This is a genomic window from Orbaceae bacterium BiB, assembly GCA_036251205.1.
GTDB lineage: Bacteria > Pseudomonadota > Gammaproteobacteria > Enterobacterales > Orbaceae > Orbus > Orbus mooreae.
The window spans coordinates 1,450,498-1,464,289 of sequence record CP133958.1 but is presented as its reverse complement, the minus strand read 5'-3'; the positions used below and the strand labels follow the sequence as shown (position 1 = coordinate 1,464,289).

The window sequence follows — 13,792 nt, the reverse complement described above, 5'->3', positions numbered from 1 at the left end:
ATCATTCAAAAGTACTTACGATTAGTTGACTAAAACTATTAGCTTTTTTTAGAGAAATTTTTATTTTATATTATTTAAATTGGATTATTAGTCATTAAGTCAATTTTTCTTTATCAATTTGTTTACCTTCATTACGTTATATGTAACAATCTGTAATAAGTGAAAGTTTTTTTGAGGTAGTCAGTGATCGATAATGATGGCTACCGTCCAAATGTGGGAATTATTATTTGCAACCGACACGGGCAACTTCTGTGGGCACGTCGTTTCGGTCAAAATTCATGGCAGTTTCCTCAGGGCGGAATTAATAATAATGAAACTCCTGAACAAGCAATGTTTAGAGAGTTAAATGAAGAAGTCGGATTATTACCTAAAGATGTCAAAATTCTTTCTGTAACGAATGGTTGGTTACGTTATAAGCTTCCAAAGCGAATGGTGCGTTGGGAGAATGAACCTGTCTGTATTGGACAAAAGCAGAAGTGGTTTTTATTAGAATTGATATCTGATGTGTCTTTTATTAATCTATCTTTGACGTCATCTCCTGAGTTTGATGACTGGAAGTGGGTTAGTTATTGGTACCCTGTTCGGCAAGTCATTACTTTTAAACGAGATGTTTATCGTAAGGCTATGAAAGAGTTTTCTTCTATCGTATTTTCTTTACAGAATGAGAAGGAATTGTCACCTTCACCATATGGTGAAACAACGATATCCGCTAATAAGCAAGGGGCTAAAAAGCGGTTTAGCTTTTTTGCTCATAAGCGTAAAAACAAGCAGCGTGTAAAAAAATGAAACAATATCTGATTTTTCCTAATATCGATCCAATTTTATTTTCGTTAGGGCCAATATCATTACATTGGTATGGTGCCATGTATCTATTTGGGGTGTTAGGAGCTCTATTTTTAGCTAATCGAAGGATTAAAAAACCAAACAGTGGTTGGACTAAAGCTCAAGTCGAAAATTTACTTTTTTGGGGATTTTTAGGCTTATTTATTGGTGGACGTTTAGGTTATACTTTTTTCTATAATCTTAAAACCTTTATTAGTGATCCAATGGTTTTGTTCAGAGTATGGGAAGGCGGAATGTCTTTTCATGGCGGATTAATTGGGGCATTAATTGTTATTGCTATTTTCTCCCTAAAAAACCACAAAACATTTTTTCAAGTATCTGATTTTGTAGCGCCACTCATACCGATTGGTTTAATGTTTGGACGTTTAGGTAATTTTATCAATGGTGAACTGTGGGGAAGAGTAACTGATTCATCAATTGGTATGTTATTCCCAACTTCAGGCGCTGCCGATCAAGCTTTCGTTAATTCACATCCTGAGTGGCTAAATTTATTTACTGAGTGTGGTAATCTATTACCTCGTCATCCTTCTCAACTTTATGAAATGTTGTTTGAAGGGATTATCTTATTTATTATATTAAATTTGTTTATTCGAAAGCCTAGACCTGTTGGTAGTGTATCTGGGCTATTCTTACTACTATATGGTATATTCCGTTTTATCATTGAGTTTTTTAGACAACCTGACGAGCAACTTGGTTTATTTTTTAATTTTATTAGCATGGGGCAAATTCTCTGTTTACCAATGATTATATTCGGAGCAATATTTCTTTATTATGCTTATAAATTGCCAAATGGTTTAAAAATTCGTATTGGTAGTATCCATTTTTAACATGTTTTTATAGGATTATGTAATGAAACAGTATTTAGCACTTATGCAGAAAATTTTAGATGAAGGTAAATCAAAGTCAGATCGTACGGGTACTGGAACATTGTCTATTTTTGGTCATCAAATGCGTTTTAATCTACAAGATGGTTTTCCGTTAGTTACCACTAAAAAATGTCATTTAAGATCGATTATTCATGAATTACTTTGGTTTTTGAAAGGTGATACGAATATTCAATATTTGAAAGATAATAAAGTATCAATTTGGGATGAATGGGCGGATGAGAATGGTGATTTAGGTCCCGTTTACGGTAAACAATGGCGTGCTTGGGGCGCTGCTGATGGGCGACAAATTGACCAAATCAGTCAATTAATTGAACAGATTAAAAAAGATCCTGATTCTCGTAGAATGATTGTATCTGCTTGGAATGTTGGTGAGTTAGAGCAAATGGCATTAGCACCTTGTCATGCTTTTTTCCAATTTTATGTGGCCGAAGGTAAATTATCTTGTCAACTTTATCAACGTTCTTGTGATGTCTTTTTGGGGCTACCTTTTAATATTGCGAGCTACTCTCTGCTAGTACACATGATTGCACAACAGTGTGATTTAGAGGTTGGCGATTTTGTCTGGACTGGTGGAGATACTCACTTATATTCTAACCATATGGAACAGACTCATTTACAACTAAGCCGTGAACCTAAAAAACTACCTAAATTAGTTATAAAACGCAAACCTCCAACAATTTTTGATTATGTTTTTGAAGATTTTGAGATTGAAGGGTATGATCCTCATACTCCAATCAAAGCTCCGGTTGCAATTTAATTTCACCTATTTAAGTATATAGGTTTATCCTATATACTTAGTCTAGTTTTTATAACCTATATATCATACAGTAAATGCAAAAATTTAATCGTATTATCCTATATTGTCGTTCTGGTTTTGAAAAAGAGTGTGCAGCAGAAATTACAGATAAAGCAGCTGAACTCTCTATTTTTGGTTTTGCAAAAGTTAAAGACCAAAATGGTTATGTTGAGTTTGAGTGTTATCAGGAAGGTGAAGCAGAGAAGCTTATTACTTTGCTTAATTTTCGAACCTTAATCTTTGCAAGACAGATGTTTGTTGCTGGCTCATTACTGACTGATTTACCGGTGAAAGATCGAATTACTCCTATATTAGAAACGCTTGACGGATGTGCTATCAAATTTGGCTCTCTACGTGTTGAAGTTGCTGACACAAACACCGGTAAAGAGTTAGCTAATTTTTGTCGTAAGTTTACCGTACCATTAAGACAAGCTTTACGGGATAAACGTTTATTATTGAAAGTAGAAAATCCATTAAAACCGGTTATTCATCTCTTATTTATTGATGGTAATAGCTGCTTTGTTGGTTACTCATATAGTAATAACAATTCTCCTTTTTATATGGGAATTCCCCGTTTAAAATTTCCTGCTGATGCACCAAGCCGTTCTACATTAAAGCTGGAAGAGGCTTTCAATGTGTTTATTCCCTACGAAGAGTGGGATGAGCGATTAAGAGGTGGTCTTAATGCCGTTGATATTGGTGCTTGCCCAGGTGGTTGGACCTATCAATTAGTTAAACGCAGTATGATGGTTTATGCTATTGATAATGGGCAAATGAACGAAAAGTTAATGGCAACAGGACAGGTTAAGCATTATCAAGAAGATGGTTTTAAATTTAGGCCTAAAAAGCATAATATCTATTGGTTAGTTTGTGATATGGTAGAAAAACCGACTAAAGTAAGAATGTTGATTGCCGATTGGTTAATTAACGGTTGGTGTAGAGAAACAATTTTTAATCTAAAATTACCAATGAAAAAGAGATATGAGGAAGTAAAACAAAATCTTCAGATGTTGGATGATGAGTTAAAAGAAAATAAAATTAATGTGCAGATCCAAGCTAAACAACTTTATCATGATCGTGAGGAAATTACGGTTCATGTACAGCGTATTTGGGGATAACTAGTCAAATATATTCCTCATTCGTGTATGTTTATATGATATCTACACGGTGAGTTTTATTTAACAAATTGATGATGGATAGTTTAATACTGTTTAATACGTAATTTATTATATTTATAAAATAGATGAGAGCATATAATGATGATATCAACCTTTTTTGCCAGATTACAGATATTTTGGCAAGCTTTTTTTAAGATTGCTTTTATTTCTATCTTTGTTGGATTACTTGTAGGGTGTCCAGCGAATGTATCAAAACAAATCGGTTTTGATGAAGCTAAAAATTCTCAATATTATTTATCTCAATATTCCGGCGCATCAGGCAACGAGAAAATTGATTGGCAGCTATTGGCGATTAGAGCGTTACTAGTAGAAGGTAAGGCACAACAGGCGGAACAATTAATTATTCAATTACCTAATGGATTGAATCAATCTCAGCAAAAAGAGAGTCTTTTGTTACAAGCTGAATATGCCGCTCAAACAGGGCAGAGCTTTGACTTAAGTCAGTTATCCGTAAGTGGATTAAATGAAAGTGATAGTATTCGCTATTATCGAGCTAAGATTGGCTTAGATAAGCAAAAGAATGATATTAATGCACAAATTCGTGATTATATTGCCTTAGAAAAATATGGCACAACAGAACAACGACATAATGTGATTAATGAAACTTGGAATTTTCTAACCGGTTTGGATGAATCATCAGTAAATAGTATTTTAGTCTATGTTAATGAACCCGTATTACAAGGCTGGGTTGATTTAATCTATACTTATAGAAATAACTCTAATATCTATCCGATTACTCCTGAAGATGATTCATCGTCTATAGCGTCTAAAGAAGAAGCACAATTTAATTTACTTAAAAATGCAGTTAGTGAATGGCAAATGCAATATACAAACCATCCAGCTGCACTTTATTTACCAAGAAATATTTATGGTGATAAATATCGTTTACCAGATGATTCTAGTAAAAAAACCGTTGCGTTATTCTTACCCCTAAGTGGTTCATCTAAAGTGTTTAGTGATACTATTCGACTAGGTTACTCTGATGCTAGTAAATTTTACTCGCAGGAGCCACAACAAAATATTGCCATATATGATACAAGTAGTGCTTCACTCGATTCGTTAGTGAAACAAGCGGAACAACAAGGTGCAGAGCTAATTGTTGGACCATTATTAAAACAAGATGTTTTAGCTATAATGAAGTTGTCTCCAACGATCCCTGTATTGGCATTGAATAAAATTGATAGTACTGATTTGGTAAATAATAATTCACAGATCTGTTTCTTTGCTTTATCTCCTGAAGATGAAGCCGCAGATGCAGCTAGCCATATCTATCATCAGAATAAGACAAAGCCTTTGTTAATTGTTCCTAAAAATGATTTAGGAGATAGAGTCGCAAAGAGCTTTGCTGAGCATTGGCGACAGGATAATCCATCACAACGTGATGTTTATGTTCAATATTTCGAATCAGAAACGCAACTAAAAACTAAAATAAATTCAGGTGTTGGTATTGAATTAGAAGGTACTTTAGTGCCTGATTCCACTATAGTATCAAACCAGAATGATTTATTATCTATCATGGTTTCTGGTATGAAATCATCATCGGATAGTGCTAATCCACAATTTGATGCTATTTATATTTATGCATCTCATGATGAGTTAGCATTAATTAAATCAATGTTAGATATGAAATCAAATAAAGTACAATTAGATGCTCAAGGTTCTCCAGTATTAGATAGAAAAGGTGATCCGGTTGCTTTAGTTAAAATTATTCCAACACTTTATGCTAGCTCCAGAAGTAATATTGCAGATACAACACAAGACTACCGTTATGATATGGATCAGCTCCAATTTAGCGATATTCCATTTATTTTGACTCAGTCTTCTTTAATGGAGCAGTTACCTAACTACATTAAAGATGATTATTCGTTAGTTCGTTTATATGCAATGGGATTTGATGCCTGGCAGCTTGCGAATCGTTTCAATCAGTTAAAATCGCATCAAATCGATGTGTTAAATGGTATGACTGGAATGTTATCTGTTGCTCAAAATTGTGAAATTACTCGTGCATTGACATGGCAACAGTATTTAAATGGTCAGGATGTTATTGTCCAATAATGGAAAATAAGAGACAATTGGGCAAGTTCTATGAGGAACATGCCTGTGCCTTTTTAACTAAACAAGGATTACTGCTTATTGCTCAAAATAGCATATCAAAATTAGGTGAAGTTGATTTGATCATGCAAGATGATGAGTGTCTAGTTTTTGTCGAAGTACGTTACCGTAAAAATGCATCGTATGGTGATGCGCAATCAACGGTTACAACAGCAAAACAGTACAAAGTAATTAAAGCAGCTTATAATTGGATGCAGCAGAAAAAAATAGATATTGAAACCAGTGAATTTCGCTTCGATGTGTTTGCTATTACGGGCAAAGAGTCTATTTGGATAAAAAATGCATTTTGTCACTAATTAATTATGGATAATGAGCGAAACATATTCGGATATTGAAATATGCAAAATATAATCAAAAATTATTTTACGGAAAGTATTCAAGCACAGATTGTAATGACAGAAGCATTAAGTGAACCTATTGAACAAGCGGCTAGTATTATGATTAATGCTTTATTAAATGGCAATAAAGTATTAACTTGTGGTAACAGTCTCTCGGCTGCAAATGCACAAAGTTTTACTGCCCAACTTGTTAGTGGTATTGATATTGAAAGACCTAATCTACCAGCAGTTTCTCTTGTCGCTGATAATATTTTGATTAGTTCAATTGCCAATCATTATAATCAATTCCACGATATTTATGCTAAACAAATTCAGGCGTTAGCTGTCCAGGGGGATATTCTGATTGTTTTATCTCCTACTGGTAATGAGAAGTCTATTATACATGCTGTTCAAGAGGCGGTAATAAAAGATCTCTCTATTATCGTGTTATCGGGTGGCGATGGGGGAGCTGTTGTTGGGTTGCTTGGGCGAAATGATATTGAAATTCGAATACCATCAGATAAAGAAAGAACAATAAGTGAAATGCAGTTAATTATTTTAAACTGTTTGTGCCAATTAATTGAAAATAAACTTTTTATTCACCGAGACAGTTATTAAGATATTTGTCGAATAAACACGTTAAACAAGGAATGAATTGATGAAAAAAATTGTATTGATTGCTGCTATTATATCAAGCTCGGTAATGTTACAAGGTTGTGTTGCAGCTGTAGTCGGTATGGGAGCGGGTGCGACAAAAGTGGCCACCGATCCAAGAACAACTGGAACTCAAGTCGATGATACTACTCTTGACTCTAAAATTGGTATTAAATTAAAAGATGAAGGGGATTATTTCAAGGGTTCTCGCGTGGTTGCCTCTTCTTATAATGGTAATGTATTATTAACAGGACAAGCAGCTTCTCAAGCGGTCATTGATAAAGCTGTATCTATTGTGGAAAGCGTAGATGGTGTGAAGAAACTCTATAATCAGATGCGTATTAGTGATACGGTGGGGGCGCTTACTATAACTGATGATGCTTGGATTACAACAAAAGTTAAATCAGCTCTGGTTGCTAATAAAGACACAAAGGCTCGTGATATTAAAGTTATTACTGAAAATGGCGAAGTCTTTTTATTAGGGATTGTTACGCCAACTGATGGCCGATTAGCGGCTGATATTGCGAGTAAAGTGTCAGGAGTTAGATTAGTTACAACCATTTTTACTTATTCTGAATAGTATTTATTATAGAGTACATTAGATCATATTAATGGTATAAAACCTGAGTTGACTGGTTTCTTGACTTAAATTCAGTTAATTCAAATTGAATAAATAGTGATAATCCCATTGACGAAAATGGGATTTAACGGTAAGATGCGCGCCTTATGGAAAATAGATTGCCTTTAACAATTGACCCAATCAAAACCGCTCAGAAGCGATTAGATTACTCTGGGTATTATCCAGCTAAAAATGCGAGTCGTTTGGCTGAGTCAGTTGAAAGTGTAAATAGTAATATTGAATGTAACTTATCATTTAATATTGATGAACAGCGTCTTTGTGTCATTACAGTTGATGCAAAGGTAACAGTGACATTAATTTGTCAACGTTGTCAGCAACCATTTGATATGTTTATTCATGTTAAAAATAAGTTTAGCCCTGTCAAGAGCGATGCTCAAGCAGAGGCACTACCGGAGCACTATGAGCCCGCTCTTGTTAATGAGTTTGGTGAAGTAGATATGCTTGCATTGGTTGAAGATGAAATTATTCTCGCTTTACCGATTGCGCCGGTACATGATAGTCAGCACTGTGAAGTGTCGGAAGCAGATTTGGTATTTGGTCAGATTCCTGTTGAGGATGAAAAACCCAATCCATTTGCAATTTTAGCCAGTTTGAAAAATAAGCCTTAAAGAAGAGGAGTTAGTCCATGGCCGTTCAACAGAATCGAAAAACTAGAGCAAAACGTGGTATGCGTCGTGCTCATGATGCATTAACTGTAGCAAATATTTCAGTTGATGAATCAGGAAAAACCCATTTACGTCATCATGTAACCGCTGATGGTTATTATCGCGGTCGTAAGGTTATTATTAAATAATTACCTGATATTTGGATGATATTTTGGACAATCTAACCGTTGCGTTAGATGCTATGAGCGGGGACTATGGTCCTCGCGTTGTTGTTCCTGCTGCTCTGCAAGCATTAGATAGTTATCCTAATCTACATATTATTTTGGTTGGAGATCCAGCTAGAATCGTACCTCTGTTGCCTAAAAATTATTCGCGTATAAGCGTTGTTGAATCTACCGCTGTTATAGCAAATGATATGAGGCCTTCTTTGGCTATTCGACATAGCCAAGGATCTTCTATGCGCGTTGCTTTAGATTTAGTCAAACAACATAAAGCTCAAGCTTGTGTCAGCGCTGGAAATACAGGGGCTTTGATGGGATTATCTAAGTTGTTATTACATTCAATTGATGGTATTGAACGCCCTGCATTAGTAGCAATATTACCCGCCTTAAATCACCGACATACAGTTGTGCTTGATTTGGGAGCTAATGCGGAATGTAACAGTGATATGCTAGTGCAATTTGCTTTAATGGGCGATATTTTAGCGCGGACGATGCTAAATATTGATAACCCGAGAGTTGCTTTGCTCAATATTGGCGAAGAAGATATTAAGGGCGTTGATCGCATACGTGTAGCAGCTAGTATTCTAAAAGCTGATAATAATATTAATTTTATTGGTTATCTAGAAGGTAATGATATTCTTACCGGTAAAGCTGATGTATTAGTTTGTGATGGTTTTGTTGGTAACGTTACACTGAAGACTGTTGAAGGTTTAATTCAGATTTTCTTATCCTCAACACAACTAATGGCAAAAAGGCGTTCAATCTTGATGAAATTGATCGGTCATTGGATCCAGAAAAAGATGACGAAAAATTTTGGTCATTTAGATCCAAGCCATTATAATGGAGCTTGCCTGCTTGGTTTGCAAAGTATAGTGATTAAAAGCCATGGAAGTGCAAATCAAAAATCATTTTTTGCTGCAATTGAGCAAGCAATATTAGCGATTAAAAATAATATACCTGAAAGAATTGCAAAAAGCCTTTCTTCCGCATTACCAAAGAGTGAAAATAACTAATGTATACAAAAATTTTAGGCACAGGAAGTTATCTTCCAAAACAAATCAGAACTAATGCTGATCTTGAAAAAATGGTTGATACGAGTGATGAATGGATAACAACTCGTACCGGGATAAAAGAAAGACGTATTGCTGCGCCAGATGAAACAGTTACGTCAATGGCCTATGAAGCTGCTATTAATGCTATTGAAATGGCTGGTATCGATAAAAATGATATCGGTCTAATTGTTGTTGCAACAGCGACATCAGTGAATGCATTTCCAAGTACTGCGACAGAATTACAAGCAAAACTGGATCTACCTGACTTAATTGCGTTTGACGTTTCAGCTGCATGCTCTGGTTTTATTTATGCGCTTGATATTGCTGATAAATATGTAAAAACAGGTGCAGTTAAACATGCTTTAGTGATTGGCGCTGACATGCTCACTCGTGGGGTTGATCCTGAGGATCGTAGTACTATTATCATTTTTGGTGATGGTGCTGGTGCAGTTGTTGTTGGGGCATCCGAGCAACCAGGAATTATTGCTAGCCATTTACATTCTGATGGTCGTTATGGTGATTTATTAAAATATCCTTATGTTGATCGCCGTAATATGAATGATCCCGTTTATATGACGATGCAAGGTAATGATGTATTCAAAGTAGCTGTGCGTGAGTTATCAAATCTTGTTGATGAAATGTTGATAGAAAATAATATTGATAAATCACATTTGGATTGGCTTATTCCTCATCAAGCTAATTTACGTATTATATCTGCAACAGCAAAACGTTTAGATATGGATATGAGTAAAGTGATTGTCACTCTTGATAAGCAAGGCAATACATCTGCTGCATCGGTTCCTTGTGCATTAGACATTGGTGTTCGTGATGGACGAGTTAAGCGTGATCAATTATTACTATTAGAAGCATTTGGTGGTGGTTTTGTTTGGGGATCGATTTTAGTTCGATTCTAATATGAAATAGGGAGCGAGGGCATTTGCTCTTATCTCCATTGATGATTAAAAGTAAAAAGGTATATTCATGACTCAGTTTGCAATGGTATTTCCAGGACAAGGCTCACAATCAGTTGGAATGCTTAATGAATTAGGTGAAAAATATTGTGTAGTAAAAGACACATTTGCTGAAGCATCATCAGTTCTAGGCTATGATTTGTGGCAACTCGTGCAAGATGGCCCAGCTGAAGAATTAAATAAGACTTGGATTACTCAGCCAGCATTGCTTGCGGCCTCAGTTGCTGTTTTTCGTGTTTGGCAACAAGAAAATGGTGCTAAACCACAGTTCATGGCTGGCCACAGTTTAGGTGAGTACTCAGCTTTAGTATGTGCTGGGGTTATTGATTTTAAAGATGCGATTAAATTAGTTGAATTACGCGGTAAACTAATGCAAGAAGCGGTTCCAGTCGGTACAGGTGCTATGTATGCAATTATTGGTTTGGATAACGATTCGATAGTTAAAGCTTGTCAAGAAGCTACACAGGGACAAGTTGTATCACCGGTCAATTTTAACTCGCCAGGACAAGTTGTTATTGCGGGTAATAAAGAAGCTGTTGAGAGAGCGGGTATTTTATGTAAAGAAGCTGGTGCAAAACGTGCTTTACCATTAGCGGTAAGTGTTCCTTCTCACTGTGCTTTAATGAAACCTGCGGCTGATAAGTTAGCAAAAACATTAGATGATATCGTATTTAATAAACCTAATTATCCAGTTATTAATAATGTAAATGTTAAAATTGAAGATGACGCACAAGCGATAAAAGATGCATTAGTTGCTCAATTATATAGTCCCGTTCGCTGGACTGAAATTGTTGAATATATGGCAAAGAATGGCTCATCAGTACTTATTGAAATGGGACCAGCTAAAGTATTAACTGGACTAACTAAGCGTATTGTTGACTCACTCTCTGGTTCAGCAGTTAACGATTCTACTTCACTATTAACCGCACTAGAAAGTGTTAAATAACAAAGGGGTTAACATGAATTTATCTGGAAAAATTGCTTTAGTTACTGGCGCAAGTCGAGGAATTGGTCGAGCAATCGCTGAAAAATTAGTTGAAAATGGCGCAATTGTTATTGGTACGGCGACAACTGAAAATGGCGCTCAGGCTATCAGTCAATATTTAGGATCTCACGGTAAAGGATTTGCATTAAATGTTACTGATGAAAAATCAATAGAGTCAGTGATTGATGCGGTCAAAACACAATATGGTGATATTGATATTTTAGTTAACAATGCAGGTATTACCCGAGACAATTTATTGATGCGAATGAAGGATGATGAGTGGCAAGATATTCTTGATACAAACTTAACATCTGTATTTCGTTTATCTAAAGCATTAATGCGTACAATGATGAAAAAACGTTATGGTCGAATTGTTACAATAGGTTCTGTTGTAGGTACTATGGGTAATGCTGGCCAAGCGAATTATGCTGCTGCAAAGGCGGGCTTAATTGGTTTTAGTAAATCATTAGCGAGAGAAGTTGCTTCACGAGGAATTACCGTTAATGTGGTAGCTCCTGGTTTTATTGAAACAGATATGACTAAAGCACTGACTGATGATCAACGTGCTGCTATTTTATCACAGGTTCCAGCTAATCGTTTAGGTGATCCTAAAGAGATTGCTAATGCTGTTGCTTTTTTGGTATCAGATGATGCCGCATATATTTCAGGTGAAACTTTGCATGTCAATGGTGGCATGTATATGGTTTAATTTGTTAGAATAGTGTAAAATAGCCTAAATTTTTGGTAGAATGAGCAAAAAGTAAACAGTTGGGTTGAAAAATTTAGTTGCAACTTTTTCAACATTTTATAAACTTACAATCACCGCCGATTTTGGCGATATTTATAGGAAAAAAAAGAGTATGAGTACTATTGAAGAGCGAGTTAAGAAAATTATTGTTGAGCAACTTGGTGTTAAAGAAGAAGAAGTTAAAAACGAATCTTCTTTTGTTGAAGATCTAGGTGCTGACTCTCTTGATACTGTTGAATTAGTTATGGCTTTAGAAGAAGAATTTGATACTGAAATTCCTGATGAAGAAGCTGAAAAAATCACAACAGTTCAAGCTGCAATTGACTATGTGACGGCAAATCAATAAGATTTAGCTAAAATCTGAAATTAGGCGGTCATATGATCGCCTAGTTTTTATTTAAATATCACAGTCATCTTATTATGAAAAATAAGAGCAATTCTCTTTTTTATCCTTTTCAGGAGAAACAACATGTCTAAACGCAGAGTTGTTGTTACTGGAATGGGGCTAATATCTCCAGTTGGTAATACAGTTGAGTCTACATGGCAGGCATTATTAGCTGGTCAAAGCGGTGTAGAATTTATCGAACACTTTGATACAACCCCTTTCGCAACACGTTTTGCAGCCATGGTAAAAGACTTTAATGGCGAAGATTATAATATTACTCGTAAAGATGCGCGTAAGATGGATTATTTCATCCAATATGGTATCGCAGCGGGTATTCAAGCTATGCAAGATGCAGGCATAGAAATTACTGAACAAAATGCAAAACGCATTGGTTGTGCAATTGGTTCCGGTATTGGTGGATTGGGATTGATTGAAGAAAATCATAGTGCTTTGATTAATGGTGGTCCACGTAAAATTAGTCCATTTTTTGTGCCATCAACTATTGTTAATATGATAGCGGGTCACTTATCGATTATTTATGGTCTAAAAGGTCCTAGTATTTCGATTGCAACCGCATGTTCATCAGGTGTTCACAATATTGGTCATGCAGCTCGTATGATTGCTTATGGTGATGCTGATGCAATGCTTGCTGGTGGTGGTGAAAAAGCCAGTACACCTTTAGGGATCGGCGGATTTGGAGCTGCTCGAGCACTATCTACAAATAATGACAATCCAAAAGCAGCAAGTCGCCCTTGGGATAAAGATCGTGATGGATTTGTATTAGGTGATGGTGCTGGTATTCTATTTCTAGAAGAGTTTGAGCATGCTAAAAAACGTGGTGCTAAGATTTATGCTGAATTAGTCGGTTTTGGTATGAGTGGTGATGCTTATCATATGACTTCACCGCCGGAAGATGGTAGTGGGGCTGCTTTAGCTATGGAATGTGCAATTCGCGACGCTGGTATTACTCCTGAACAGATTGGTTATATCAACGCGCATGGTACTTCAACACCAGCAGGTGATAAAGCTGAGACTCAAGCGGTTAAATCGATTTTTAAAGAAAATAGCCATAAAGTAATGGTTAGCTCAACTAAATCAATGATTGGTCATTTGTTGGGTGCAGCCGGTGCAGTCGAATCTATTTTTACTGTTCTTGCTTTACGCGATCAAGCGATTCCACCTACAATTAATCTTGATAATCCAGATGTGGGTTGTGATCTTGATTATGTCCCTCATACTGCTCGTCAAGTCAAAAATATGGAGTATGCATTATGTAACTCATTTGGCTTTGGTGGGACAAACGGTTCTGTTTTATTTAAAAAAGTATAACTTTTTAATCATGCTATATTCCGCTGATTTCAGCGGAATATTTTCTTATTCTGCTTGTTTATTTTGCCT

At 35.8% G+C, this 13,792-nt stretch carries 16 protein-coding genes; all 16 read left to right on the top strand.

What is annotated here, in order from left to right; translation table 11 throughout:
- Positions 1–183: 183 nt before the first annotated feature.
- The 16 genes from rppH to fabF all read left to right on the top strand — a co-directional run bounded on the left by rppH (position 184) and on the right by fabF (position 13,723).
- Positions 184–786 (top strand): RNA pyrophosphohydrolase, encoded by a 603-nt coding sequence (gene rppH, locus RHO11_06875; GenBank protein ID WVD60239.1) that lies wholly within the window; start codon positions 184–186, stop codon positions 784–786.
- Positions 783–1,670: a prolipoprotein diacylglyceryl transferase gene (gene lgt, locus RHO11_06870; GenBank protein WVD60238.1), complete on the top strand. Its 888-nt coding sequence runs from the start codon at positions 783–785 to the stop codon at positions 1,668–1,670. Before rppH ends, lgt begins: the two co-directional genes overlap by 4 nt.
- Before the next feature lie 22 nt (positions 1,671–1,692).
- A complete protein-coding gene (thyA, locus tag RHO11_06865; GenBank protein WVD62828.1) occupies positions 1,693–2,487 on the top strand; it encodes a thymidylate synthase in 795 nt (264 codons plus the stop codon).
- A gap of 74 nt (positions 2,488–2,561) precedes the next feature.
- A complete protein-coding gene (gene rlmM / locus RHO11_06860; GenBank protein ID WVD62827.1) occupies positions 2,562–3,644 on the top strand; it encodes a 23S rRNA (cytidine(2498)-2'-O)-methyltransferase RlmM in 1,083 nt (360 codons plus the stop codon).
- 138 nt (positions 3,645–3,782) lie between these two features.
- On the top strand, positions 3,783–5,759 hold the full coding sequence (locus tag RHO11_06855) for a penicillin-binding protein activator (protein ID WVD62826.1): 1,977 nt from the start codon (positions 3,783–3,785) through the stop codon (positions 5,757–5,759).
- Complete coding sequence (locus tag RHO11_06850; protein WVD62825.1) at positions 5,759–6,112, top strand: YraN family protein; 354 nt, start codon at positions 5,759–5,761, stop codon at positions 6,110–6,112. The genes RHO11_06855 and RHO11_06850 overlap by 1 nt, the downstream gene beginning before the upstream one ends.
- 42 nt (positions 6,113–6,154) lie before the next feature.
- Entirely contained in the window at positions 6,155–6,751 is a 597-nt protein-coding gene (locus RHO11_06845; GenBank protein WVD62824.1) for an SIS domain-containing protein, read from the top strand.
- Positions 6,752–6,791: 40 nt separating this feature from the next.
- Positions 6,792–7,367 carry a division/outer membrane stress-associated lipid-binding lipoprotein gene (dolP, locus tag RHO11_06840; protein ID WVD62823.1) on the top strand — a complete coding sequence of 192 codons (576 nt, stop codon included), beginning with the start codon at positions 6,792–6,794 and terminating at the stop codon, positions 7,365–7,367.
- 146 nt (positions 7,368–7,513) lie between these two features.
- Positions 7,514–8,035, top strand: coding sequence for a 23S rRNA accumulation protein YceD (gene yceD / locus RHO11_06835; GenBank protein ID WVD62822.1), 522 nt, complete (start codon positions 7,514–7,516; stop codon positions 8,033–8,035).
- A 17-nt stretch (positions 8,036–8,052) separates the two neighbouring features.
- Entirely contained in the window at positions 8,053–8,220 is a 168-nt protein-coding gene (rpmF, locus tag RHO11_06830; GenBank protein ID WVD62821.1) for a 50S ribosomal protein L32, read from the top strand.
- Positions 8,221–8,243: 23 nt separating this feature from the next.
- Positions 8,244–9,266, top strand: a complete 1,023-nt coding sequence (gene plsX, locus RHO11_06825; protein ID WVD62820.1) for a phosphate acyltransferase PlsX — start codon at positions 8,244–8,246, stop codon at positions 9,264–9,266.
- Positions 9,266–10,219: a beta-ketoacyl-ACP synthase III gene (locus tag RHO11_06820; GenBank protein WVD62819.1), complete on the top strand. Its 954-nt coding sequence runs from the start codon at positions 9,266–9,268 to the stop codon at positions 10,217–10,219. The genes plsX and RHO11_06820 overlap by 1 nt, the downstream gene beginning before the upstream one ends.
- 67 nt (positions 10,220–10,286) lie before the next feature.
- Positions 10,287–11,222, top strand: coding sequence for an ACP S-malonyltransferase (gene fabD / locus RHO11_06815; protein ID WVD62818.1), 936 nt, complete (start codon positions 10,287–10,289; stop codon positions 11,220–11,222).
- 13 nt (positions 11,223–11,235) lie between these two features.
- Positions 11,236–11,970, top strand: a complete 735-nt coding sequence (gene fabG / locus RHO11_06810) for a 3-oxoacyl-ACP reductase FabG (protein ID WVD62817.1) — start codon at positions 11,236–11,238, stop codon at positions 11,968–11,970.
- 151 nt (positions 11,971–12,121) lie between these two features.
- Entirely contained in the window at positions 12,122–12,355 is a 234-nt protein-coding gene (gene acpP / locus RHO11_06805; GenBank protein ID WVD62816.1) for an acyl carrier protein, read from the top strand.
- Between the two features lie 123 nt (positions 12,356–12,478).
- Positions 12,479–13,723: a beta-ketoacyl-ACP synthase II gene (fabF, locus tag RHO11_06800; GenBank protein WVD62815.1), complete on the top strand. Its 1,245-nt coding sequence runs from the start codon at positions 12,479–12,481 to the stop codon at positions 13,721–13,723.
- Positions 13,724–13,792 lie beyond the last annotated feature (69 nt).